At 69.7% G+C, this 24,373-nt stretch carries 25 protein-coding genes; 14 read left to right on the top strand and 11 right to left on the bottom strand.

The annotated features are described in order from the left end of the window. Position 1: 1 nt before the first annotated feature. Positions 2 to 385: a DUF6394 family protein gene (locus tag G579_RS0109865; protein WP_028990051.1), complete on the bottom strand. Its 384-nt coding sequence runs from the start codon at positions 383 to 385 to the stop codon at positions 2 to 4. Positions 386 to 785: 400 nt separating this feature from the next. On the opposite strand from G579_RS0109865, the gene G579_RS16935 reads away from it, so the two are divergent. The 4 genes from G579_RS16935 (at position 786) to G579_RS16930 (ending at position 4,815) form a co-directional block, all read left to right on the top strand. Then, positions 786 to 1,274 carry a GlcG/HbpS family heme-binding protein gene (locus G579_RS16935; protein ID WP_051181357.1) on the top strand — a complete coding sequence of 163 codons (489 nt, stop codon included), beginning with the start codon at positions 786 to 788 and terminating at the stop codon, positions 1,272 to 1,274. Next, positions 1,274 to 1,930, top strand: coding sequence for a class I SAM-dependent methyltransferase (locus tag G579_RS0109855; protein WP_028990050.1), 657 nt, complete (start codon positions 1,274 to 1,276; stop codon positions 1,928 to 1,930). Before G579_RS16935 ends, G579_RS0109855 begins: the two co-directional genes overlap by 1 nt. Positions 1,931 to 1,981: 51 nt before the next feature. Then, entirely contained in the window at positions 1,982 to 2,251 is a 270-nt protein-coding gene (locus G579_RS0109850) for a cupin domain-containing protein (protein WP_028990049.1), read from the top strand. 119 nt (positions 2,252 to 2,370) lie between these two features. Next, entirely contained in the window at positions 2,371 to 4,815 is a 2,445-nt protein-coding gene (locus tag G579_RS16930; protein WP_081662716.1) for an EAL domain-containing protein, read from the top strand. A 15-nt stretch (positions 4,816 to 4,830) separates the two neighbouring features. Here G579_RS16930 and G579_RS0109840 read toward each other — a convergent pair whose 3' ends face one another. Further along, positions 4,831 to 5,325: a DsrE family protein gene (locus G579_RS0109840; protein WP_038019307.1), complete on the bottom strand. Its 495-nt coding sequence runs from the start codon at positions 5,323 to 5,325 to the stop codon at positions 4,831 to 4,833. Positions 5,326 to 5,399: 74 nt separating this feature from the next. Here G579_RS0109840 and G579_RS0109835 point away from each other — a divergent pair, with 74 nt between their 5' ends. Further along, on the top strand, positions 5,400 to 6,221 hold the full coding sequence (locus G579_RS0109835) for a metal-dependent hydrolase (protein ID WP_169376791.1): 822 nt from the start codon (positions 5,400 to 5,402) through the stop codon (positions 6,219 to 6,221). An 18-nt stretch (positions 6,222 to 6,239) separates the two neighbouring features. Here G579_RS0109835 and G579_RS0109830 read toward each other — a convergent pair whose 3' ends face one another. From G579_RS0109830 to G579_RS0109810, 5 genes are read right to left on the bottom strand one after another with little or no spacing between them, the layout of a single operon-like run. After that, complete coding sequence (locus tag G579_RS0109830; protein WP_028990046.1) at positions 6,240 to 6,803, bottom strand: nucleotidyltransferase family protein; 564 nt, start codon at positions 6,801 to 6,803, stop codon at positions 6,240 to 6,242. Next, complete coding sequence (locus G579_RS0109825; RefSeq protein WP_028990045.1) at positions 6,800 to 7,789, bottom strand: XdhC family protein; 990 nt, start codon at positions 7,787 to 7,789, stop codon at positions 6,800 to 6,802. Before G579_RS0109825 ends, G579_RS0109830 begins: the two co-directional genes overlap by 4 nt. A 1-nt stretch (position 7,790) precedes the next feature. After that, a complete protein-coding gene (locus G579_RS0109820) occupies positions 7,791 to 9,962 on the bottom strand; it encodes a xanthine dehydrogenase family protein molybdopterin-binding subunit (RefSeq protein WP_028990044.1) in 2,172 nt (723 codons plus the stop codon). Next, complete coding sequence (locus G579_RS0109815) at positions 9,959 to 10,423, bottom strand: (2Fe-2S)-binding protein (protein ID WP_028990043.1); 465 nt, start codon at positions 10,421 to 10,423, stop codon at positions 9,959 to 9,961. Before G579_RS0109815 ends, G579_RS0109820 begins: the two co-directional genes overlap by 4 nt. Positions 10,424 to 10,444: 21 nt before the next feature. Further along, positions 10,445 to 11,512, bottom strand: a complete 1,068-nt coding sequence (locus tag G579_RS0109810) for an NADH:flavin oxidoreductase/NADH oxidase (protein WP_028990042.1) — start codon at positions 11,510 to 11,512, stop codon at positions 10,445 to 10,447. Between the two features lie 197 nt (positions 11,513 to 11,709). Here G579_RS0109810 and G579_RS16925 point away from each other — a divergent pair, with 197 nt between their 5' ends. The 6 genes from G579_RS16925 (at position 11,710) to G579_RS16920 (ending at position 16,567) form a co-directional block, all read left to right on the top strand. After that, positions 11,710 to 12,693: a tetratricopeptide repeat protein gene (locus G579_RS16925; protein ID WP_038019330.1), complete on the top strand. Its 984-nt coding sequence runs from the start codon at positions 11,710 to 11,712 to the stop codon at positions 12,691 to 12,693. Between the two features lie 109 nt (positions 12,694 to 12,802). After that, the gene (locus G579_RS0109800; protein WP_028990041.1) at positions 12,803 to 13,432 is read left to right on the top strand and encodes a cytochrome b/b6 domain-containing protein; all 630 of its coding nucleotides are present in this window, start codon (positions 12,803 to 12,805) and stop codon (positions 13,430 to 13,432) included. Then, positions 13,425 to 13,832: a DUF1924 domain-containing protein gene (locus G579_RS0109795; RefSeq protein WP_028990040.1), complete on the top strand. Its 408-nt coding sequence runs from the start codon at positions 13,425 to 13,427 to the stop codon at positions 13,830 to 13,832. Before G579_RS0109800 ends, G579_RS0109795 begins: the two co-directional genes overlap by 8 nt. A 10-nt stretch (positions 13,833 to 13,842) precedes the next feature. After that, the gene (locus G579_RS0109790; protein ID WP_028990039.1) at positions 13,843 to 14,367 is read left to right on the top strand and encodes a diheme cytochrome c; all 525 of its coding nucleotides are present in this window, start codon (positions 13,843 to 13,845) and stop codon (positions 14,365 to 14,367) included. 192 nt (positions 14,368 to 14,559) lie between these two features. Further along, positions 14,560 to 15,219 (top strand): response regulator, encoded by a 660-nt coding sequence (locus tag G579_RS0109785; RefSeq protein ID WP_028990038.1) that lies wholly within the window; start codon positions 14,560 to 14,562, stop codon positions 15,217 to 15,219. A gap of 1 nt (position 15,220) precedes the next feature. Beyond that, positions 15,221 to 16,567, top strand: a complete 1,347-nt coding sequence (locus G579_RS16920; protein ID WP_038019304.1) for an ATP-binding protein — start codon at positions 15,221 to 15,223, stop codon at positions 16,565 to 16,567. Between the two features lie 152 nt (positions 16,568 to 16,719). Here G579_RS16920 and G579_RS0109775 read toward each other — a convergent pair whose 3' ends face one another. The 4 genes from G579_RS0109775 to G579_RS16915 all read right to left on the bottom strand — a co-directional run bounded on the left by G579_RS0109775 (position 16,720) and on the right by G579_RS16915 (position 22,349). Next, complete coding sequence (locus G579_RS0109775) at positions 16,720 to 17,733, bottom strand: M14 family metallopeptidase (RefSeq protein ID WP_028990037.1); 1,014 nt, start codon at positions 17,731 to 17,733, stop codon at positions 16,720 to 16,722. A 4-nt stretch (positions 17,734 to 17,737) separates the two neighbouring features. Next, on the bottom strand, positions 17,738 to 19,168 hold the full coding sequence (locus tag G579_RS0109770; protein ID WP_028990036.1) for a glutamate--cysteine ligase: 1,431 nt from the start codon (positions 19,166 to 19,168) through the stop codon (positions 17,738 to 17,740). A 243-nt stretch (positions 19,169 to 19,411) separates the two neighbouring features. Then, positions 19,412 to 21,580, bottom strand: coding sequence for a DNA helicase II (gene uvrD / locus G579_RS0109765; RefSeq protein WP_028990035.1), 2,169 nt, complete (start codon positions 21,578 to 21,580; stop codon positions 19,412 to 19,414). Positions 21,581 to 21,638: 58 nt separating this feature from the next. Continuing rightward, a complete protein-coding gene (locus tag G579_RS16915) occupies positions 21,639 to 22,349 on the bottom strand; it encodes a rhomboid family intramembrane serine protease (protein ID WP_081662715.1) in 711 nt (236 codons plus the stop codon). 207 nt (positions 22,350 to 22,556) lie between these two features. Between G579_RS16915 and G579_RS0109755 the strand changes: the two genes are divergently transcribed. Genes G579_RS0109755 through G579_RS0109745 form a run of 3 tightly spaced genes read left to right on the top strand, consistent with a single transcriptional unit; the run spans position 22,557 to position 24,334 of the window. Next, entirely contained in the window at positions 22,557 to 23,525 is a 969-nt protein-coding gene (locus G579_RS0109755; RefSeq protein ID WP_028990034.1) for a DnaJ C-terminal domain-containing protein, read from the top strand. Positions 23,526 to 23,527: 2 nt separating this feature from the next. Then, positions 23,528 to 23,851, top strand: coding sequence for a chaperone modulator CbpM (locus G579_RS0109750; protein WP_038019301.1), 324 nt, complete (start codon positions 23,528 to 23,530; stop codon positions 23,849 to 23,851). Positions 23,852 to 23,854: 3 nt separating this feature from the next. After that, entirely contained in the window at positions 23,855 to 24,334 is a 480-nt protein-coding gene (locus G579_RS0109745) for a phosphate-starvation-inducible PsiE family protein (protein ID WP_028990032.1), read from the top strand. Positions 24,335 to 24,373 lie beyond the last annotated feature (39 nt).

Raw genomic sequence — 24,373 nt, 5'->3', positions numbered from 1 at the left:
CTCAGCGCCGCATCATCACGGTCTCGACCACCAGCAGCACCACCGACACCAGATTGGCCAGCAGGGCACCGCCGGACAGGGACACGATGCTGCCCATGACCATGGGCGTCAGCCCCACCGCCGTCACGTAGAGCGCCACGCCCCAGACCACGGCCGCGGCGATGAGCTGCACGTCGGCCACCAGGCTGGTGGCCAACAGCACGGCCCCGATGTGGGTACGGTCGCCGAACTTCATCACCGTGGCGATCAGGTTGACGACGATGGCGGCGAAGAGCTCGTAGACGTTGTGGTGATTGGGATCCTCGATCTCGCCGATGAAAAAGCCGAAGTTCAGCGTCATCGCCAGGACGATGACGAAGGCGAAGACGACTTTTTCCATGTTCATGCGCACCCTCCGGGAAGTGGATTGCAGTAAGTATAGAACCCCTTTTCTCGATGAGAGTCCTGGCTGCCAGGCCAGCGCGGGTTGCGGCCGCGGTCGTGCTGCCGTAGGAGCGGGCGGGCTCGCGATTTTGCCGTGGTCGGCACTTTGATCGCGGGCAATCCCGCTCCTACGCGCCCCGAGGCTACATGCCTAGCGCAGGAGTGAGCGGGCGCGCGATGGCTTGCCCATCGGCACGGCGGATCGCGAGCCCGCCCGCTCCTGCTTAGAAGCGGGAAGCGGCGGCGCGTTCCGGCCGGGTGGACCCGCGCGGCTTGTCCGCCCGGCCGGCAAGCTCTAGACTCTGTGGAATCAACGGACCACGGAGCGCTGCCGAGACGTCGTCCAGCGCAAGGAGGGATCGATGATCCAGCACCTGCCCGTCCGCCTTATCCTGGCCGCCGCGCTGGCCCTGGGCGCCGGCCAGCTCCGCGCCGAGACGGCGCAGCTCAGCACCGCGCAGATCCAGCGGGTCCTGGCGGCCGCGGTAGCTCAGGCCCAGTCGCTCGGCGTGCCCATGGGCGTTTCCGTGGTGGACGCCGGCGGCAACCTGATCGGCTTCATCAAGATGCCGGGCGCCTTCATCCACACCAACCACACCTCCTTCAGCAAGGCTTATACCGCCGCCTCGGTGCGCCGTCCCAACCACGAGACCGGCATCCCGCCCGCGGTCATCGAGGAGATCCAGGCCGCCACCCAGGGCCGCTTCACCGACCTGCCGGGCGGCTTTCCGCTCGTCGCCCAGGGCCAGGTGGTGGGCGGCATCGGCGCCGCCGGCGGCAACGCCGAGCAGGACGTGGCCGTGGCCCGCGCCGGCGCGGCGGCTCTGGCCCCAAAAGAGGAAAAGCGCTGATGGAACGCATCCCCGAACCGGAACTAATGGACGAGCCGGGGCAGGCGGCGGCTTATGCCGCGGCGGACTTCACGGCGCCGCACACCCATTTCGTGGAACTGTTCCGCGCCGCCTTCGGCGAGGTGGCGGGCGTGGCCCTGGACCTCGGCTGCGGGCCGGCGGACGTGACCATTCGCTTCGCCCGCGACCAGCCCCGCTGCCGCGTGCATGGCGTGGACGGCGCCGCGGCCATGCTCGCCCACGGCCAGGAAGCGGTGCGGCGCGCCAGGCTGGACGGGCGGGTGCAGCTGATCCGGGGCTACCTGCCCGGCGCTTCGCTGCCCCAGGCCCGCTACGACGCGGTCATCAGCAACAGCCTGCTCCACCACTTGCACGAGCCCATGGCCCTGTGGACCGCGGTCCAAGCCCATGCGCGGCCCGGCGCGCCGATCTTGGTCATGGACTTGATGCGCCCGGCCAGCCGCAGCGAGGCCGAGGCCATGGTGGCGCGCTACGCCGCCGGCGAGCCGCCGGTGCTGCAGCGCGATTTCTTCCATTCCCTGCTGGCCGCCTATCGGCCGGCGGAGGTGCAGGCGCAACTGGCGCAGGCCGGGCTGGCTCACCTGCAAGTGCAAACGGTGAGCGATCGCCATCTCGTGGTGAGCGGGCGCGCCTGAAGCGCCCGCCGTCTCATTCAAGTGCTCTGCTGCACGACCGAGGAGGTGCGCATGGACATGGAGGCGATCCAGCAGGACTGGGCGCGACGCGGCTTCAGCTGCGGCCTGTGGATCGATCCGCCGGGCCAGGTATGGCGTGATTATACCCATCCCGCGGACGAACTGCTCATGGTCATGGAAGGGGAGCTGGAACTGGAGATCGACGGCCGCACCCTGCGGCCGCGCCTCGGCGAGGAGGTCTTCATCCCGGCCCGCGCCCGGCATACGGTGCGCAACGTGGGCGGCGGCACCGCGCGCTGGCTCTACGGCTACCGGCGTTAGCGCCGTCCACCGCCCATCCCCCTGTCCGTGATCCTCGCGCCTTCAAAACCGGACGGAATCGACTAAATAATGAGTAAAGGACTGCCTGCCAAGGAGCTTCGCCGGATACGGCACATCCGATGGTTACAAACATTCACAAGAATCCCAGGATCCAGCTCCACTCGCATCGCCTCATCGCCACCGGCTTCACCTTGGTGCTCCTGCTCATGGGCACCCTGACCCTGGTGGCGCTCTATCACCTGGCCGATCTGCAAAAGCGCCTGGACACGGTGGTCAATGAGCAGAACGTCAAGACCGATCTCATTTCCACCATGCGCTTGGCGGCGCGTGAGCGGGCGATGGCGCTTTACCGCATGAGCCTGACCCCGGACCCCTTTGCCCGGGATGAGGAGTTCCTGCGCTTCAACCAGCTGGCGGGCGATTTCGCCGCCGCGCGCATGCGGCTGCTGGACATGGCGCTGAGCCCGGCCGAACGCGCCATCCTGGAGCAGCAAGGCCGGCTGAGCCGGATGAATCGGCCATTGCAGGACGAAGTGGCCAATCTGATGCTGACCGGGAACACGGAACGGGCCGGGCAAATTCTGCTGGACCGGGTGATTCCGCTGCAAAACGAGGTGCTGGCGGCCCTCGATCGGCTGCGTGCCCTGCAAACGGAGGCGGCGCGCCAAGCGGCCGCCGAGGCAGGCAACGCTTACCGCGCCGCCCAGTTGGCCATGGCCGGGCTGGGCAGCACTGCGCTGGGCCTGGGCATCCTCATCGCCGTGTACGTGGCGCGCCGCACCGCCAGTGCCGAAGAAGCGCTGTTCCAGGAGAAAGAGCTGGCGGAGGTCACCCTGCATTCCATCGGCGACGCGGTCATCACCACCGATGCCGGCGGCCGGGTGGATTACCTCAATCCGGTGGCGGAGCAGCTGACCGGCTGGACAGCCCAGGAAGCCAGGCAGCAGCCGCTGGAAACGGTGTTCCGGCTCATCGACGGGACCAGCCGCGAGTCCATCGACCATCCCGCCAGCCACAACCCACTCGATGGCCAGACCCTGGGCCTGAACCACCATACGCTGCTCGTGCGCCGGGATGGCCAGGAGTTCGCCATCACCCACTCCGCCGCGCCCATTCGCAACCGGGCGGGCGAATCCATCGGCGCCGTGATCGCCTTCCACGACGTGACCGAAGCCAAGCGGCTGGCGCGGCAACTGTCCTGGCAGGCCAGCCATGATGCGCTCACGGGTCTGGCCAACCGGCGCGAATTCGAGCGCCGGCTGGCGGAACTGCTGGAAGACGCCAGGCAGCGAAAGCAGATGCACATCCTGCTCTATCTGGACCTGGACCAGTTCAAGGTGGTCAACGACACCTGCGGCCACATGGCCGGGGATGAGCTCTTGCGTCAGCTGGCGACCCTGATCCAGGCCCGGGTGCGCGGCCGGGACACGGTGGCGCGCCTGGGCGGCGACGAATTCGCCCTGCTGCTGGAGAGCTGTGCGCTGGAGCACGCCTTCGCCATTGCGGAAAAGCTGCGCCATGACATCGGCGATTTCCGCTTCGCCTGGGAGGACAAGATCTTCTCCTGCGGCGTCAGCATCGGACTCGTACCCATCACGCCGCACTCGGAGAGCCTGGCCGCGCTGCTGAGCGCCGCGGACACGGCCTGCTACGCCGCCAAGGAAAACGGCCGCCACCGGATACACGTGTACCGGCCCGACGACAGCGAACTGGCGCGGCGCGAGGGGGAAATGCAGTGGGTGTTCCAGATCAACCGCGCCATCGAGGACGGGCTGCTGCGCCTGTACTATCAGCCGATCGTGCCGGCCGCGCCTGACGACAGCCGGCCCGGCCATTTCGAGATCCTGCTGCGCATGGTGGACGGGACCGGCGAGACGATTCCACCCATGGCCTTCATTCCCGCCGCCGAGCGCTACAATCTGATGGCCACCCTCGACCGCTGGGTGGTGCAGAACACCTTCGAGTGGATCGCCCGCCAGGACCTGAGCGCGCAAGGCAACCTGGACTGCTGCGCCATCAACCTGTCGGCGCACTCGCTTTGCGATCCGGATTTCCTGGACTTCGTGATCAATCAGTTCCAGCGGACCAGCATCCGGCCGGAGCAGATCTGCTTCGAGATCACGGAAAGCTGCGCCATCGCCAACCTGAGCCGGGCACGGCAGCTCATGTCGGCGCTCTGGAGCATGGGCTGCCGCTTCGCGCTCGACGATTTCGGCAGCGGCATGTCGTCCTTCGCCTACCTCAAGAACCTGCCGGTGGATTTCCTGAAGATCGACGGTGCTTTCGTGCGGGACATGGTGGACGACCCGGTGGATCATGCCATGGTGGAAGCGATCACCCGCATCGGCCACGTCATGGGCATCCAGATCATCGCCGAATTCGTGGAAAACGAGGCAATCCGGGAAAAGCTCAGGCACTTGGGCGTGGATTACGTGCAGGGCTATGCCATCGATCAAGCCCGGCCCTTGGCGCAATTCCGCATGCCCGCTGCCCAGGGCGAACCTGGCGGCCGCCGGACGCAGGCGGACCGCCCCCTTGCCGCATCCTGCCCCGGCACGCCCTGACGCCGGCCCGTTTCATCAAGGCGAAGTCGATGCCGGCCGGCGCACCCGCACGTGCACGTAGCCCAGCTCCTGATACTGCCTGATCTGCGCCGGGCCCGCGGCCGCCACGTTCACGTAGTCGGGAAAGTCCTCGGCGGCGACGCCGCGGCGGTTGGCGTAGGTCTCGCAGACGTGCACGGGCACCTTGTCCTCGCGGCTCAGCGCCTGGACCGCCGCGTGCACCTCGCGCTGCTCGGCGCGCTGGCTCTTCTGCAGCGCGAACTGCTCGTTGCCGTGGGTGACGACGGCCAGGGGCAGGCCGGGCCAGCGCTGGCGCAGCCGCTGCGCCTGGGCGCGGACGGTGGGGATGGCCCAGCGCAGGGCCTGGGGATCGCGATCGACGATCTCGAACACCACCCCCGCGGGCGCCTCGCCGCGGGCAAGGATGGCGTCGATCTCGTCCGGGGTGGCCGCCCGGGCCGGAACGGCCAGGAACAAAGAAAGCAGCACGGCGGACAGGGCGTAAGGCATCGGATTTCCTCCACTCGGCGTCCTTCCTGCTATATTACTGCAAAAACTGCCACCATCCCCGACAGGAGTCCAGCATGCGCGCCAACCGCCGTCCCGTGATGCCGTTCCTCGCCCTTCTCGCCCTTCTGCTCTGCCTGCCCCTGCAGGCCCAGGCCAAGACGCCCACGGAGCTGACCTGGTACGGGCACGCCGCCTTCCGCATCAAGACGCCGGGAGGCAAGGTGCTGCTGATCGACCCGTGGATCGGCAACCCGTCCAACAAGCGGGCCAAGGAAGACCTGGCCGCCCTCAAGCAGGTGGACCTGATCCTGATCACCCACGGCCACTTCGACCACGTGGGCGACGCGGTGGAGATCGCCAGGAAGACCGGCGCGCGCCTGGTGGCCACCTTCGACCTCGGCAACGCCCTGGCGCAATACGCCGGCTATCCGAAGGAGCAGATGGGCTTCGACACGCTGGGCAACTTCGGCGGCGAGCTCACGCTGCTCGACGGCGAGGTGAAGGTCGCCTTCATCCCGGCGGTGCACAGCTCGACGGTGACCGCGCCGGGTGGCCAGGACGCGCACTACGCCGGCAATCCGGGCGGCTTTCTCATCAGCGTGCGCAACGGTCCGACCATCTACCACACGGGGGATACCGACCTCTTCGCCGACATGGCGCTGGTGCCGCGCTTCCACCAAGTGGACGTGATGCTGCTCAGCATCGGCGACCACTTCACCATGGGCCCCGAGCGCGCCGCCGAGGCCGTGCGCCTGGTCAAGCCGCGCGTCGCCATTCCCATGCACTACGGCACCTTCCCGGTCCTCACCGGCACCCCGGAGGCCTTCGCCAAGGCCCTCGGCGGCCGGCACAACGGCCTGCGGGTGATGCAGGTGGGCCAGACGCTGCGCTTCTGAAGGAGAGCGGCGGGGCGCTCAGACGCTCAGATCCGCCGGCGTGTCGATGTCCAGCAACACGCCGGGGTCGTCGCTGGCGAAGCCTTCCAGATCGGCCGCGTGCGCCGCCAGCAAGGCGCGCGCGCCCTCGTCGCCGCTCAAGCGGCACAGCGCCTCCCGAAAGGCGCGGCTGAAGCCCACCGGATGGCCGCGCCGGCCCTGATAGACGGGCGCGGCCAGGGGCGCGCCGGCTGCCAGATGGCGGACCACTTGGCGGATGGTGTCCGGGCGGATGCCGGGCATGTCGGCCAGGGTGATGAGCCAGCCCTGCGCCCCCTCGGCGGCGCGCACCCCGCAGGCGAGGCTGGCGCCCATGCCCTCGGCGGCGCGGGGGCAGGCCGCCACGGCCAGACCCTCGGCGGCGAGCCGCTCGGCCAGGGCCTGATCCTCGGGCCGCACCACCGCCACCGCGAAGTCCACGGCGGCGCGCAGGTTGCGGGCCGCGGCCACGCCGAGCGGCGTGCCGTCGGCCAAGGGCTGCAGCAGCTTGGGGCCGCCGAAGCGGCTGCTGCTCCCCGCCGCGAGCAGGACGCCGGCGATCATGCCGACACGCGTTGCGGGCTGGCCGGCACGGCCGCCGCCGGGGCGAGCCGCACGCCGCGGCGCACGGCGGTCAGCTCGGCCAAGGTGGCGACGGCGATCTCCGGCGGGGTGCGGCTGCCGATGGCCAGGCCCACCGGCCCATGCAGCCGCGCCAAGGCCGCCGCCGGCACCCCGAGAGCGGCGAGGCGGGCGCGGCGCTTGGCGTTGTTGGCCCGCGAGCCCAGGGCGCCCACGTAGAAGGCATCGGAGACCAGGGCTTCCAGCAGGGCCAAATCATCGAGCTTGGGGTCGTGGGTGAGCGCCAGGACGGCGCTGCGGGCATCGCTGGCGCGCGCCCGCACCACGTCGTCGGGCATGCCGGTATCGAGCGGCGCGCCGGCCACGTCCCAAGTAGCGGCATAGTGCTCGCGCGGATCGCAGACGATCACCTCATAATCGAGCAGCGGCGCCATCTGCGCCACGCAGCGCGACAGCTGCCCGGCGCCGATGAGCAGCAGGCGCCAGGCCGGGCCGTGCACGCAGGTGAGCACGGCGCCGTCATAGGCGAAGTCCTGGCTGCGGCGGGCAGGCTGCAGGGCGCAGCGGCCGCTGCGCACGTCCACCTGGCGGGCGAGCAGCTCACGCCGTTCCAGGGCCGCCACCAGGCGCTCCAGCAGCGCCGGATCGGGGTCCGGCTCCACCAGGAGCTCCAAGGTGCCGCCGCAGGGCAGGCCGAAGCGCCGGCCCTGCTCGCGGCTGACCCCGTAAGCGAGCAGCGTCGGCCGGCCGTGAAATTCCCCCCGCCCGTGGCGCTCGAGCAGATCCTCCTCCACGCAGCCGCCCGAGACCGAACCCGCCAGCCGCCCGTCCGCGCTCAAGGCCAGCAGCGCGCCCGCCGGCCGCGGCGCCGAGCCCCAGGTGCGCAGCACCGTCACCAGGGCCGTGCGCCGGCCCGCCGCCTGCCAGGCGGCGGCATTGCGCAGCACGTGGAGATCGGTGCCGTCCATGTCAGGCGCGCAGGTCTTCGGCCCGGATGGGCAGGTGACGGATGCGCTTGCCGGTGGCGGCGAAGACGGCGTTGGCCACCGCCGGCGCCACGGGCGGCACCGCCGGCTCGCCCACGCCGCTGGGCGGCTCGCGGCTTGGCAGCAGATGGACTTCGATCAGCGGCGTTTCATCGAGGCGCAGCAGGGGATAGTCGTTGAAGTTGCTCTGCTGCACCCGGCCGCCGGCCAGGGTGATGGGACCCTTGAGGGTGGCCGTGAGGCCGTAGATGATGGCGCTTTCCACCTGGGCCCGCACCGTGTCCGGGTTGACCACCGTGCCGCAGTCCAGCGCGCAGACGATGCGGTGCACGCGCAGCGTGCCGTCCTTGGCCACGGACACCTCCGCCACCTGAGCCGCGTAGCTGCCGAAGGATTTGTGCACGGCGAGACCGCGCCCGTGGCCGGCCGGCAGCTTGCCGCCCCAGCCCGCCTTGTCGGCGGCGAGCTCCAGCACCTCGCGTTCGCGCGCGGCGTCGGACAACAGCGCCCGGCGCAACGCCAGCGGGTCCTTGCCGCCGGCGGCAGCCAGCTCGTCCAGGAAGCTCTCCTTGACGAAGGCGGTGTGGGAGTTGCCCACCGAGCGCCAGAAGCCCACCGGCACGCCCGTGTCCTTCATCACGTAGTCCACGTGGATGTTGGGGATGGCGTAGGGCAGCTCGGCGGCGCCCTCCACCGAGGACGGATCGATGCCGTCCTTGACCCGCTGCGGCATGACCCGCGACATGATGGACGGGCCGGCCAGCCGATGGGTCCAGGCCACCGGCATGCCGTCGCGGTCGAGGCCGGCGCGCAGCTGGTTGTACATGGCCGGGCGATAGAAGTCGTGCTGCATGTCCTCCTCGCGCGGCCAGATGAGCTTCACCGGCGCGCCCACCGCCTGGGAGAGCTGCACCGCCTCGGCCACGAAGTCCTGCTCGAAGCGGCGGCCGAAGCCGCCGCCCAGCAGGGTGGTGTGCACGATGACCTGCTCCTGGGGCAGGCCGGTGATCTTGGCCGCCGTCATCTGCACGCCGGTCTGCGACTGGGTCGGCACCCAGACCTCGCAGGCGTCGCCGCGCACGTGGGCGGTGCAGTTCATGGGCTCCATGGTGGCGTGGGCGGCGAAGGGGAGCTGATAGACGGCCTCCACGGTCTTGGCGGCGTCGCCCAGCGCCTGCTCGGCGTTGCCCTGATCGTGGGCCACCGCGCTGGGCTGGCCGGCGGCCTGGGTCAGCAGCTTGTCGATGCCGGCGCTGTCGAGCTTGGCGTTGGGGCCCAGGTCCCATTGCACCTGCACGGCCTGCAGGCCCTTGCGCGCCGTCCAGTAGTCCCGGGCGACCACGGCGATGCCGCTCTCCACCGGCAGCACCGCGCGCACGCCGGGGATGGCCTTGGCCTGGGTCGCATCGTAGCCGGCGAGCTTGCCGCCGAAGACCGGGCAGTGGGCCACGGTGGCGATGAGCATGTCCGGCACCTTCACGTCGATGCCGAAAACCGCGCTGCCGTCCACCTTGGCCGGCGTGTCCAGGCGCGCCAGCGGCTTGCCGATGAGCTGGAAATCCTTGGGCGATTTGAGCGGCACATCCTGCGGCAGCGGCTGGCGCGCCGCCAAGCTGGCCAGTTCGCCGTAGCGGGCCTGGCGGCCGCTGTCCGGATGCAGCACCTTGCCCTTTTCCGTGCGGCAGCTTTCCGGCGTCACCTGCCACTCGCGCGCGGCGGCCGCCACCAGCATGGCCCGGGCCGTGGCGCCCGCCTGGCGCAGGGGCTCCCAGCTCGACGACACGCTGGTGCTGCCGCCGGTGGCTTGAATGCCGATCTTGGGGTTGCGGTAGGCCGGATCGGCCGGTGCCTGCACCAGCTTCACCCGCTGCCAGTCGGCGTCCAATTCCTCGGCCACCAGCATGGGCATGGAAGTCATCACCCCCTGCCCCATTTCCGACTTGTCCACCACGATGGTCACCATGTCGTCCGGGGTGATGCGGACCCAGGCATTGGGGGCGAAGCGCTGGGCCGCCGGTGCGCCGGCCTTGGGCCGCGGCGGCTCGCTCGGACGGCGGTCGCACCCGGGCAGGTAGACGCCGACGGCCAGGCCGCCGCCGACGAGGGCGCTCACCTTGAGGAAATGCCGCCGGCCGGCGTCGAATCTTGCGCTCATGCCGCACCTCCGGCGCCCTTGGCCGCCCGGTGGATGGCCCGGCGGATGCGTGGGTAGGTACCGCAGCGGCACAGGTTTCCGGCCATGGCGGCATCGATGTCGGCGTCCGAGGGCTTGGGATTGCCGGCCAGCAGTGCCGCGGCGGCCATGATCTGCCCCGACTGGCAGTAGCCGCACTGGGGCACCTGCTCGGCGATCCAGGCCCGCTGCACGGGATGGCTGCCGTCGGCGGACAGGCCCTCGATGGTGGTGACCTGCCGGCCGCTGGCGGCGGAGACCGGCGTGACGCAGGAGCGGACGGGCCGGCCGTCCAAGTGCACGGTGCAGGCGCCGCACTGGGCGATGCCGCAGCCGTATTTGGTGCCGGTGAGTCCCAGGGTATCGCGCAGCACCCACAGAAGCGGGGTGTCGGGACTGACGTCCACCGACTGCGCCTTGCCGTTTACCGTCAATGCCACCATGCCAGCCTCCTATGCGTTGTCTCAGCGCGGCTTGGCGCGCGCGTACTGCACCGGCCAGGGCAGGTCCACGCCCAGCGCCCGGGCCGCGTGCAGCGGCCAGTAGGGATCGCGCAGGAACTCGCGCGCCATGAATACGGCGTCGGCCTGGCCCATGGCCACGATCTGCTCCGCCTGCGCCGGCTCGGTGATGAGGCCGACCGCGCCGGTGGCGATGCCGGCCTCGCGGCGGATGGCCTCGGCGAAAGGCACCTGGAAACCGGGCGCGGCCGGGATCTTGGCATCCATCACCATGCCGCCGCTGGAGCAGTCGATCATGTCGATGCCGCGCAGCTTGAGCCAGTGGGTCAGTTGGATGGACTGGGCCAGATCCCAGCCGCCCTCCACCCAGTCGGTGGCGGAAATGCGCACGAAGACCGGCTTGTCGTCCGGCCAGACGGCGCGTACCGCCTCGGCGACCTGCAGGGGCAGACGGGCGCGGTTTTCCAGGCTGCCGCCGTATTCATCCTCGCGCTGGTTGGCGATGGGGGACAGGAACTCGTGCAGCAGATAGCCGTGGGCCATGTGGATCTCGACCACCTCGAAGCCCGCCTCCAGGCTGCGGATGGCCGCCTCGGCGAACTGCGTGACGATGCCGTCCAGCTCCTCGCGCGCCAACGCCCGCGGCGCGGGCCAGCCGGAGGCGAAAGGCAGCGCGCTCGGCGCCACGGTCTCCCAGCCGCCCGCCGCCGGCCCCAGCGGCTGGCCGCCGTGCCAGGGCACGTCCGTGGAAGCCTTGCGGCCGGCATGGGCGATCTGGATGGCGGGCACCGCCCCCTCCTCCTTGAGGAACTCGACGATGGGCGCGAAGGCGTTGACGTGCACCTCGGACCAGATGCCGAGATCGGCGGGCGAGATGCGCCCCTCGGGCGACACCGCGGTCGCCTCCGCCATCACCAGCGCCGCGCCGCCCACCGCCCGGCTGCCCAGGTGCACCATGTGCCACAGGTTGGGAATGCCGTCCTCGGCCGAGTACTGGCACATGGGCGAGACGAAGATGCGGTTCTTGAAGGTGAGGCCGCGCAACGACAAGGGTGAAAAGAGTTTGCTCATGCGGATTCTCCGGCTGCGGGAGCGGGCCGGGGCCCTTTTGCTTTTCTGTGCACTGCATCCAGCAGATTAACCGAAGGCGGGGCGCGGGGCCTCCGGCTTTGGTTGGAAAGCCCGGGCCCACGGCAGGCGGTTGATTCGGCGGCGGCATGCGTAAAGAATAGGGCCAGCTGACCCATCCGATATCCTCGCAGGACACTATGAAAAAACGAAAGCACCTGCTCTCCCTCAGCATCGCCGTATGGCTGGCCGCACCGGCCTGGACCCAGGCCGCGGAGGCGCCTCCGGCCACGCCGGCCCAAACGCTGGCCGCGCCGGCGGACGCGCAGGCCCAGGCCCAGTTGGGCTACCGTTACGAAACCGGCCAGGGGGTTGTTCGCGACTACACCGAGGCGGCCAAGTGGTACCGCTTGGCCGCCAGGCAAGGCCATGCCGGCGCGCAGCTGAACCTGGGCTTCCTCTACGACAACGGACGCGGCGTGCCGGTGGACCACCGGGAAGCCCTGTCCTGGTACCGCCAGGCCGCACGCCAAGGCAACGTCCACGCCCAGGCCCTGCTGGGCTGTCTCTACGAGGCCGGCAAGGGCGGACCCGGCGATGCCCGCTGGCACCGACCGGAAGGCCCGGGCGATGCCGTCGCCCAGAAACTCATGGGTGCGCTCTATGAAAGCGGCACGCTCTTCCCCCGGGACGATCTGGAAGCCTTCAAGTGGTACCGCCTGGCCGCCGAGGCCGGCCTGCCCGCGGCGCAGTTCAACGTGGGACTCTACTACGAGCAGGGCCGCGGCGTGGCCCAGCACTACGCCGAGGCCCTGCAGTGGTACCGCCGCGCCGCCGCGCAGGGCTACGCCGATGCCCAGGTCAACCTGGGCTATCTGTACCAGCAGGGCGAAGGCGTGCCGGCGGACCTCCACGAGGCCCGGCGCTGGTACGAACAGGCCGCAGCCCAGGGCAACCCCGTGGCCATGTACAATCTGGGCCGGCTCGATGAGACCGGCAAGGGCGCCGCGTCCGGCAACGCCGAGGCCTTGGGCTGGTACGAGAAGGCCGCCGCGGCCGGCGCGCCGCAGGCCATGGAGCGCCTGGCGGCGATCTACCAGGCGGGCCTGCTCGGCGTCGCGCCCGACCCCCAGCAGGCGCAAAGCTGGCGCCTCCGGGCCCAGGCGGCGCGGGCCGGGCACTGACCCGGGCCCGCTTCTGTCCGCCATCCTGCGGTACCGCCCTTCCTTAAGCTCCCGTTAAGCAAAACCGCCTAAGCTCCCGATCGTCCTCTTCGACGATCAGGAGCATCCCATGGACACCCTCAGCTACGAACGGCGCAAGGTTTACGACCTGCCCCTGCGCCTCATCCACGCCTGGAACGCGCTCGTCATCCTGCTCTTGCTGGCGACCGGCTGGCTGTCGGACTTCTTCGAGGCCGGCGCGCCGGCGGCGGGCCTCTGGAACGTGCACATCCTGGCCGGCTACGGCCTGGTCGCCGGCCTGGCGGCGCGCCTGACCTGGGGCCTGGTCGGCCCGCGCCACGCCCGCTTTGCCGACCTGTGGCACCCGCGCGCCTGGCTTGCCGCACTGCGCACCCGCCGCCTGCCCCATGCCCCGCGCTTCGGCCACGACCCCCTGGCCAGCCTCGTCTATCTGGCCGCCTACATCGTCCTGCTCGGCATGGCCGGCACCGGCCTGGCCCTCGCCGCCGTCGAGCACGATATGGGCCCGCTCGCTGCCTGGCTCGGCGACAGCGTCTGGCTCAATGAGTTCTTCGAGGAGCCGCACGAACTCGGCTATGGCCTGCTCGCCGGCTTCGTGGGCCTGCATCTGCTCGCCCTGGCCCTGCACGAGCGCTTCGGCCGGCGCCCCGTCGCCCAGGCCATGGTGAGCGGCTATCAATACCGTCCATCCGATGCTTCAGGAGTCGATCATGCGTAAATGGTTCGCCGCCTTGTCCTTGCTCTCCGCCCTGCCCGCCTTCGCCGCCACGCCCGAGGCGCTGCTGCAGCATTACACCCAACAGGCCCGGCAGGAAAACCCCGCCTTCAGCGCCTTCTCGGCGGAACGCGGCCGGCAGTTCTACCAGGCCGAGCACCGCTCGCCCCGCGGCGAGGCCGTGAGCTGCGCCACCTGCCATACCGCCGATCCGCGCCGCCCGGGCCGGACCCGCGCCAACAAGGTCATCCAGCCCCTGGCGCCGGCCATCAACGGCGAGCGCCTGACGGATCTCGCGAAGGCGGAAAAATGGTTCCGCCGCAACTGCCATGACGTGCTCGGCCGCGAGTGCACGGCCCAGGAAAAGGGCGACTTCGTCCATTATCTGCTCTCGGTGAAATAGGAGAAAACACATGAAAATCCGCAATTTGCTCAGCCTCGCCGTACTGATCGGCGCCGTGACCGCCACCGGTCTGCTGTTGGCCGACGATGATGAACACAAAACCGGCAGCGCCCGCGCGCTGCCGCCGGTGGCCAACGCCCAATGGCAGGCCGAATGCGCGAGCTGCCACATGGCCTATCACCCCGGCCTGCTGCCGGCGCGCTCCTGGCGCCAGATCATGGCCAATCTCGACAAGCACTTCGGCGAGAATGCCAGCCTGGACAAGGCCACCGCCGAGGAAATCACCCGCTTCCTGGTCCAGCACAGCGCCGACAACAGCCCCGTGCGCCGCAGCCAGAAGATCGCCGCCTCCATCCCGCCGGGCAAGACACCCGTGCGCATCACCGAAACCCCGTGGTTCCGCGCCCAGCACGACGAGATCAGCCCGGCCGTCTGGAAGCGCCAGAAGATCGGCAGCCCGGCCAACTGCGTGGCCTGCCATCAGGGCGCGGAGCGGGGAGACTTTTCGGAGGAGCGCGTGAGGATTCCGAGATAGCCTGGATCGAACCTGAATGGCCCAGCAGAACGTAGGTTGGGCTGAGCTGGCGAGGCCCAACGCTTTGCGTCCAAGCGCAGGCCATGCCGTTCTTGATCCCAGATGTTGGGCCATGCGCCATCCAGCCAATCCCAACCCTACCCCGACTCTCCCTCCCCAAGTACACTACCTGGAACCCAGGAGCCCACACCCTTGCGCATCCTCCTCGTAGAAGACGACCCCCTGCTCGGCGACGGCCTGCGCGTCGGCCTCGGCCAGGAGGGCTACACGGTCGACTGGATTCGGGACGGCCAGGCGGCCCGCCTGGCGCTGGAAACCGGCAGCTATGGCCTGGTGGTGCTGGATATCGGCCTGCCGCGCCTGTCCGGCCTCGAGCTGCTGCGCGCCCTGCGTGCGCAGGGCAACGGAGTGCCCGTGCTCATCCTCACCGCCCGCGACGCCGTGGCCGACCGCGTCGCCGGGCTGGACGGCGGCGCCGACGACTACATGATCAAACCCTTCGACCTGGACGAACTGGCTGCCCGCATCCGTGCCCTGCTGCGCCGGCGGATGGGGCGGGCCAGCCCCGTCCTGCGTCATGGCGAGTTGGCCTTGGACCCGGCCGCCCACCGCGTCACCCTGGCCGGCGAAGCGGTGGAGCTGTCGCCGCGCGAGTTCGCGCTCTTGCAGGCCCTCCTGGACAACGCCGGCCGCGTGCTGTCCCGCGCCCAGCTCGAGGAAAGCCTCTACGGCTGGGGCGAAGAGGTGGAGAGCAACGCCGTGGAAGTCCACGTCCACCACCTGCGCCGCAAGCTCGGCCCGGAGCTCATCCGCACCGTGCGCGGCGTGGGCTACACCATCGATCGGCCCTGAGATGCCCGTCCCCTCCCTGCGCCGCCGCCTGCTCGTCCTGCTGCTGCTGGTGCTCAGCCTGGCCTGGGCCCTGGCGGCGGGCTTGAGCTTTCTCGACGCCCGCCACGAGCTCGACGAGGTGTTCGATGCCCAGCTCGCCCAGTCGGCGCGGGTGCTGCTGGCCCAGTTTTCGCCCGAGGCGGACGACGAGGAAATCGAAACCGAGGAGCTGGAGAGGCCGCAACACAAGTACGAGCAGCAGATCGCCTTCCAGATCTGGCACCGGGACGGCCGACTCCTGCTGCGCTCGGCCAGCGCCCCGGCCACGCCTCTGTCGCCGCTCACCGAGGGCTACGGCGACCGGCAGATCCAAGGGCAGGCCTGGCGGGTCTTCTCGCGCTGGGATGCCGATCGCCGCCACTACATCCAGGTGGGCGAGCGTCGGGCGGTGCGCGACGAGCTGGCCGGCCACATCGCCGCCCGCCTGCTGCTGCCTCTGGGCCTGGCCCTGCCGCTGCTCGCCGGCCTGGTCTGGTTCGGAGTGGGCCGCGGCTTGGCACCCCTGCGGCAGGTCGCGGAGGCCGTGGGCCGACGCGCCCCCCGGCACCTGGACCGGCTCGACAGTAGCCGGGCGCCCGCCGAAGTCCGTCCGCTCCTCGACGCCCTCAACGCCCTCTTCGCCAAGCTCGAAGCCGCCTTCGCGCGCGAGCGCCGCTTCACCGCCGATGCCGCCCACGAACTGCGCACGCCCCTGGCCGCCCTCAAGACCCAGGCCCAGGTCGCCCGCCGCGCCCAGGACGCGGCCGAACGCGAGCGCGCGCTCGACAACGTGCTGCGCGGCGTGGACCGGGCCACGCGCCTGGTCGAGCAACTCCTCGCCTTGGCGCGGCTGGAGCACGAGAACGCCGCCTGGCAGTGGCAGCCGGTGGAGCTGGCGGGCCTGGCCGCCGCGGTGCTGGCGGAGCTGGAGCCGACCGCCCATGCCAAAGGCATCGGCGTGAGCCTGGCGGCACCCGACTCCTGCGTCCTGCCGGGCGACGCCACGGCGCTGGCCATCCTGCTGCGCAATCTGGTGGACAACGCCGTGCGCCACACGCCCGCCGGCGGCCAGGTAGCGGTGCGGGTGTCCTGCGATCCCGCGCAGGCGCTGCTGGAAGTGAGCGACAACGGGCCCGGCATCCCGGCCGCGGAGCGGGACAAGGTGTGGGAGCGCTTCTATCGCGGCGAGGGGGTCGAGGCCGAGGGCAGCGGGCTGGGCCTGTCCATCGTGCGCCGCATCATCGAGCTGCACGGCGGCACGGTCGAACTGGGGGAGCCGGCGGCGGGCCGGGGACTGCGGGTCAGCTGCCGCTTTCCGCTGCGGCGCTGAGCCAGCGGTCGCCCCGGGCCACCGCCCTGCCGATCGCGGGCAAGCCCGCGCCTACGCTGCACACGGCCGCCCTGTCCGTCGTAGGAGCGAGCTGGCTCGCGATAACAGGCTCTGGTCAGGCAGGCGGCCTGCCCGCCGGGCGCCTGTCTGCGCTATGCGCCCGCCAACGGATAGCGCTCCATGAGATAGCACAGGCAGTCCTGGCGGATCACCCGCTGGTCGAGGGTGAGCATGGACGGCATGAGCGGGCGCGCGGTGCGGATCTCGCCGTGGTCCCAGCGGAAGAAATCCGCGCCCACCTCCCGGCCCTGCTCGTCGCGCACTTCCAGCCGGACGCCGCCGTCCGGCCGCAACCAGCCGAGCAGCGTGCCCGCCGGCAGTTCGCGGAAGTTGAGATGGTCGAGGTCGCCGACGAAGCGGATGTCCGCCGCCGCGTCGCCGAAGCCGAAGTCCACCGCCGCCGGCACCGTCACCGTCGCCACCGTGTGAAAGAGATCCATATCGTGCTCGGCCACCGGGTGGGTGGGAATCTCGGCCAGGTGCAGGCAGGCCTCCAAGTAATCCAGCACGTGCTCCACCCCATAGGCCTGCCCCGGCTGCCCGCATTCCAGGGTGACGGCGGGACAGAGCTCGGCGAAGGCTGCCGTCTGCACGCCGAGCGGGCGGATGAAATAGACCACCGTGCGGCTGAACAGCGTGGCCAGATGGAAAAAGCGCTGGTCGATGCGGTTGACGCAGGCGTAATGCGGGTTGAGGCCGGTGTTGTTGTGCACGTCCACGCTGGCGAAGACGCCGCGCGCGCGCATCTCCGCCACCACCTGGCCCATCATGGCGTGCTCCGGCGTCTGCCCGGCTTCGCCGCCGGGCCAGATGCGGTTGTAGTCGGGCTGCCCCTCCAGGCGGCGCATGCCGTGGCGCGCCGCCGCCACGTTGCCGATGAAGACGGACAGCGCCCGCGGCAGCTCGCGCCCTTGATATTTGCGCCAAAGGGCCTGCACCGCGGTCAGCCCGGTGTCCTCGTTGCCGTGCAGCAGCACCGACACGAAGAGCGGCTCCGGCCGCCGGCCCGGCAGATGGATCAGGGTCGGCCCCGCCAACACCTCGTGCAGGTGGCGCGCATCCGCCGCCAGCAGGCCGTCCGGCACGTGATCGATGATGTTCAGCATCGGCTCACAACTCCCATTCATGCACCGGCGCGGCGCTGCGCTGGCGCGCCACGTAGGCGGCGGTGAGGGCCTGCATGTCGGCGCCGTGCTGCGCCACCCACGCCCGTTGCCAGGCCGCGCCGGTGCGCCCGCGCTCCACGCGGGCGGCGATGATGCCCAGGTAACGGTCGATGTCGGCGGCTTCCAGGGCCAAACTCTCCAGGCCGGTACGCGCCAGGGGCAGGAGCTCGTCCAGGAGCAGCCGCCGTACCGGCCGCCGGCGTCCGTCCAGCCACACGAGCTCGGCCGCCAAGCCTTGTTCGGCGGCGGCGTAGAAATTGGCGCGCGCCTGCTCGAAAGGCAAACGCTCCTCTGGCGCCGGCGCCTGCCGCGCCAGGGCATGCACCAGCCCGAAGAAGAGCGCCATGTTGGCTACGGCATCGGTCACGCCGGGGCCGGCCGGCACCACCCGGTGCTCGATGCGCAGGTGCGGCCGGCCCGCCGCATCGAAACCGACGATCGGCCGGTTCCAGCGCCAGATGGTGCCGTTGTGCAGGCGCAGGTGGGCGAGCGCCTCCGGCGCCTGCTCGGCCAAGATGGGCAGCAGCACGGGATGGTGCTCGAGGTTTTCGCGAAAGCAGTCCAGCAGGCTCTGCACGTAGCCGGTGCCGAAGCTGGTGCGGTTCAGGGAGTGCGCGGCATCCGTCTCCACCTCGTCCAGGGCGGTGGCCTGCTCGAAGAGGGGAATGCGGGTCTCGTCCCACAGGCGCTTGCCGAAGAGATGCGGGGAGTTGGCGGTGGCCGCCACCATGGGCGCGGACAGGACCAGCGCGGCGTTGTAGAAGCGGGCCGCCTCGGCGGGCGGCACCTGCAGATGGATCTGAAAGGAGGTCGCCGCCGCTTCCAGCATCACGTCCCCGTGCAGGGTGTGCAGGTCGTCGGCGCCGTGGATGTCCACCTCCAGCGGATGGCCATGGCGCAAGCGCAGCACCTGGGCATTGAGGGCGCGGAAGCGCTTCATGCGCGACATGTTGGCGAGATTCAGCTCCTCCTCGCGCACGGTGGGCAGGATGCCGATCATGACCAGGCGCGCATCCAGCTCGCCCGCCACCGCCTCGCAGCGCCGCCAGGTGGCGTCCAGCTCCGCTTCCGTCCGCCGCAGTACGTCGCCGCGCAGCGTGTGGGGCAGGCTGTTCATCTCCACGTTGAAGCGGGCCAGCTCCGGCACCACCATTGGACTGCCCAAAGCCTGGATGAAACGCTCGTTGATGGGCAGCGGCCGGCAATGGTGGTCGACCAGCCAGGCCTCCAGCTCGAAGCCGCCCACCGCCGGCCCCGCATCGAAGCGGCCTTCCGCGAACCAGGCGGCCAGCAGCTCGGTCTCCGCGCGCAGGCGTTCCTGAAACGCGGCGAAGTCCTGGCGGGAGAAGCGGACATGCTTGATTTCCTGACCCACGGCACGCTCCGGAGGCTTGGGGGCTTATCAGCAAGTATATCCGCGCGGCAGGATGACGTTGATACGCCGGGGGTAGGACGGGGTGAGGCCGACTCCCGAGCCAAGAGGATGAGGCGGGCTGCCATCATCGGCGTAGGAGCGAGCTTGCTCGCGATTGCTTGGCGGTCGATCCAGCCCATCGCGGGCAAGCCCGCTCCTACGATCTGGGGATCCAGCCCAGCCTTCCCGCTGCAACCCCCAACGTCAAACCGCCTCCAGCTTCACCACCCCCAAGGCCAGCCACTTGGCTCCGACCCCTTCGAAATTGATGCGGATGCGGCCGTGGCGGCCGTCGCCGTCGTAGTCGAGCACCACGCCCTCGCCGAAGCTCGGGTGGCGGATGCGGCTGCCCAGGGGAAAAGGAACCGCTGGACTCGACGCGACCGGGGCCACGCGGCGGGGCGCCGGGGCGCTGAGGGCATCGTCGAAGACCGGCCGGGTGACGCGCGGGCGCGGGCGCACCTCCTCCAGCAGCTCGGCGGGCACATCGCGCAGGAAGCGCGACGGCAGGCTGTGCATCTCGCTGCCATGCAGGCGCCGCGATTCGGCATAAGTGAGCACGAGCTGGCGCATGGCGCGCGTCATGCCCACGTAGCACAGGCGCCGCTCCTCCATCATGGCCTGCGGATCGTCCAGGCTGCGGTTGTGGGGAAAGAGCCCCTCCTCCAGGCCCGCCAGGAAGACCAGGGGAAACTCCAGGCCCTTGGCGCTGTGCAGGCTCATGAGGTGCACGCAGTCGCTCCAGGCGTCCGCCTGCCCCTCGCCCGCCTCCAGGGCGGCGTGGGTGAGGAACTCGCTCAGGATGCTGGCCGCGCCGCCCTCCTCCGCCGCCGGGCGCTCCAGTGCCGCCTGGGCGGCGAAGCTGCGCGCGGCGTTGATGAGCTCGTCCAGGTTCTCCTCGCGCGCCTCGGCCCGGTCGCTCTGGCGCGCGTACCAGGCGCGCAGCTCGGTGTCCTGGATGACGCCGGCCAGCGCCACGTCCAGGGGCTGGTCGCGATAGCGCTGCGCCAGGCCATCGATGAGGTTCATGAACACCGCCAGCTTGCGCGCCGCCGCCCCCTCGGCCCGCGCCGCCGCCTGCCACAGCGAAATGCCGTAGGTCCGCACCTGGGCGCGCAGGGCGTCCAGGGTGCCGGGGCCAATGCCGCGGGTGGGCAGGTTCACCACCCGCTCGAAGGCGGCGTCGTCATGGCGATTGTGGATCAGGCGCAGGTAGGCCAAGGCGTCCTTGACCTCGGCGCGGTCGAAGAAGCGCAGCCCGCCGTAGACGCGGTAGGGCACGCCCTGCTGCACCAGCACCTCTTCGAAGATGCGGCTCTGCGCGTTGGCGCGGTAGAGCACGGCGCACTCGTCATGGCGCCCGCCCGCCGCCACCCACTGCTGGATGCGGCCGACCACGTAGCGCGCCTCGTCCACCTCATTGTAGGCGGCGTAGAGCTGGATCGGGCTCTGGTCCGCGGACTCGGTCCACAGGGTCTTGCCCATGCGCTGGGGATTGCGGCTGATCACCGCGTTGGCGGCGTCGAGGATGGTTTGGGTGGAGCGGTAATTCTGTTCCAGGCGGATCAGGGTGGTGCCCGGGAAATCCTCGCCGAAGCGCAGCAGATTCTCCACCCGCGCCCCGCGCCAGCCGTAGATGGCCTGGTCGTCGTCGCCCACCACGAAGAGGTTCTGATGGGCCAGCGCCAGTTGGCGCAGCCACTGGTACTGCACCCGGTTGGTGTCCTGGAACTCGTCCACCAGCACGTGCCGGAAGCGCTGCTGATACTGGCGCAGAATGTCCGGGTCCTGCCACAGGCGCAGGGCGCCGAGCAGCAGGTCGGCGAAATCGATCAGCCCCGAACGCCGCTTGACCGCCTCATAGGCCTGGTAGACCCGCAGCCCCTGGGCCGCCAGGCCGTCCTCCGGCTCGATCTTTTCCGGCAGCAGTCCTTCGTCCTTCCAGCGGTTGATCAGCCCGGCGAGCATGCGCGGCGGCCAGGCCTTCTCGTCCATGTTGAGCTCGCGCAGCACGCGCTTGATCAGGCGCAGCTGGTCGTCGCTGTCCAGGATCTGGAAGTTTTCCGGCAGGTCGAGGGCGCGATGATGCAGGCGCAGCAACCGGTGCGCCAGCCCGTGGAAGGTGCCGATCCACAGCGGGCGCACGTCGATGCTGAGCAGCCGCCCGACACGCTCGCGCATCTCGGCGGCCGCCTTGTTGGTGAAGGTCACCGCCAGCACCTCGCGCGGCGACAGCCCGGACTCGATCAGGTGGGCGATGCGGTGGGTCAGGACGCGGGTCTTGCCGGAGCCGGCGCCCGCCAGCACCAGGGCCGGTCCGCCGGACAGGGTCACCGCCTCGAGTTGGCGCGGATTCAGGGGAGTGGACTTCATGGCCGGCAGTATACCAGATTTACCGGTGCGTCAGACGCACCATCGCAGAATCCGCCCTTCACCACCCTCCTTCCTGCAGCCGCATGCGCAGCGCCGGCGCCTTGCGCAGGAAGGGCGCCATGAGCAGGCCGGCGGCGAAGCCGCCGATATGCGCCCACCACGCCACCCCACCCTCGCCGATGGGCTGCAGCAGGGCCAGGCTGCCGGAAAAGACCTGGATCACGAACCAGGCCAGGATGAAGACATAAGCGGGAACGTTGAAGAAAAACGGAATGATGAAGACCGGGAACAGGGTGAGGATGCGTGCCCGGGGGAAGTAAATCAAGTATGCCGCCATGACGCCGGCAATGGCGCCGGAGGCGCCGACGGCCGGCATCGTGGAATAGGCGTTGAAGAAGTAGTGCGCGTAGCTGGCCGCCAGTGCCGCCACCACGTAAAAGACGAGAAAGCGGCCATGGCCCATGTCGTCCTCCACGTTGGGCCCGAAAATCCACAGGGTCCACATGTTGAAGAGCAGATGGAACCAGCCGCCGTGCAGGAAAGCATTCAACAGGAAGGGGCTGTAATCGCTGGGATTGAGGTCGTGCAAGCTGGCCCAGGCCGGATTGCTGTAGCGGGCGGGCACCAGGCCGAACTCCTGGAAGAACGCCTCCGCCGCCGGCCCGGGCACGCTCAGCTGCAGGCCGAAAGCCAGGATATTGGCCAGAATCAAAACCCAAAGGACCCGGGGCGACTCACGGTTCGGTATATTGTCGGCGAGGGGTAGCATGGCAGGCGCTCCGGGAAGAGGTGCGACTTGAAATGCGCCGCAGACAGCCCATATTTAGGGAAACGCAAACACGGCAATTCGCCTGGCCGAGGCGCCGCCTCTTTCCCCTTAAGGCGGGCGCCTGCCGGGCTGTCTGCCGGTAACCTGTTTCTGCAAGGTATCTGCTCATTTCGGATTGATAAATCAGCTCATCGGCGGAGGCCGGCCTTGGAATACAAAGACTACTACAAAGTCCTCGGCGTAGAAAAAAGCGCCGACCAGGAAGAGATCAAGCGCGTCTATCGCAAGCTCGCCCGCAAGTACCACCCGGACGTCAGCAAGGAACCGAATGCCGAAGAAAAATTCAAAGAACTACAGGAAGCCTACGAGGTCCTGAAAGACCCCGAGAAGCGCAGCGCCTACGACCAGCTGGGCAGCTACCAGGCGGGCCAGGAATTCCGCCCGCCGCCCGGCTGGGAGGAGAACGTGCACTTCCATTGGGGCGGCGGTGCCGAAGCCGGCGGCTTCAGCGACTTCTTCGAGAGCCTCTTCGGCGGCGGCCCGGGGCGCGGCGGCTTTGGACGCGGCGCGGGAGCGGGCGCCGGGGCGGGCTTCGCCGCGGCCGGCGAGGACTTCGAAGTGACCCTGCCGGTCACCCTGGAGGAGGCTTTCGCCGGCACCCAGAAAACCGTGCGCCTGGAAATGCCGGAGGTGCAGCCCAACGGCCGGGTCGCGCGCGTGCCCCGGCAGATCCAGGTGCGCATCCCCAAAGGCGTGAGCGAGGGTCAGCGCCTGCGCCTGGCGGGCCAGGGCGGCAAGGGCTACGGCGGCGGACCGGCGGGGGATCTGTACCTGCGCATCGCCCTGCAGCCGCATCCCCTGTTCAAGGTGCAGGAGCACAACCTCAGCGTGGAACTGCCGCTGGCCCCCTGGGAGGCCGCCCTCGGCGCCACGGTGGAAGTGCCCACCCTGGACGGCCGCGTGCGCCTGAAGATCCCGGCCGGGGCCAGCACGGGCCAGAAGATGCGCCTGGCCGGCAAAGGGCTGCCGAAGCCGGGCGGCAAGGGCGCGGGCGATCTCTTCGCCGTGCTCCAGGTCGTCGTGCCCAAGCATTTGAGCGACCGCGAGCGGACCCTCTTCGAACAGCTCGCCCAAAGCTCCAACTTTAAGCCGCGCGCCAGCTTGGAGGGAGTCTGAGAATGGCTGGAAACCTGCTGAACATCCTGGAAGCCCGCCTCTTGGGCGACACCCACGAAACCCTGTCCCTGGAAGCATTCTGCACGCAGTTGCAAAGCCCCGTCGAGACGGTGGAAGCCCTGGTCGCCTACGGCATCGTGCATCCGCGCGGCGGCCCCGAGTGGACCTTCGCCGCCACGGACCTGCGCCGGGCGCGCATCGGCATGCGCCTGTGCCGCGACCTGGAGCTCAACTGGGCCGGCGCCGCCCTGGCTCTCGACCTGCTGGAGCAACTGGAGGAGCTGGAGCGCCAGATGGCCTGCCTGGCGCAACTGCGCGGGAGCTGAGGCATGGGCGCAGCTCGCCGGGCGTTGCTCAAGCACTATCTGAGCCTCAGCTCCTACAAGCGCTTCGAGCTGCTGGTCTCCTACGTCCTCGTCTTCCTGATCAGCATCATCATTCTCATCGCCCTGTATCGGCTGGCCGAGGACGTCCTCTTCGGGCTGCTGAGCGGCGTGCTCAACCCCTTGGACCACAAGGCGTTCCAGAACATCTTCGGCGAGATCATGACCGTGCTCATCGCCATGGAATTCCGCTACTCCATCCTGCGGGTGATCGGCGGCCGCGAAAGCATCATCCAGGTCAAGACCGTCATCCTCATCGCCCTGCTCGCCCTGTCCCGCAAATTCATCATCCTCGACCTCCACGAAACCGACGCCCTCATGCTGATAGCGCTGGCCGCCGTCACCCTGGCGCTCGGCGCCGTCTACTGGATGATGCGCGAGCGAGATGACCGGCACCTGCCGGAGAACGGGACGAGTGACTGGTGACTGGTGACTGGTGACTGGTGACTGGTGACTGGTGACTGG

The sequence above is a fragment of the Thermithiobacillus tepidarius DSM 3134 genome (assembly GCF_000423825.1).
In the GTDB taxonomy this organism is placed as follows: Bacteria; Pseudomonadota; Gammaproteobacteria; order Acidithiobacillales; family Thermithiobacillaceae; genus Thermithiobacillus; species Thermithiobacillus tepidarius.
Note: the sequence above shows the minus strand (reverse complement) of the source record. Positions and strands in the feature narration are given on the sequence as shown.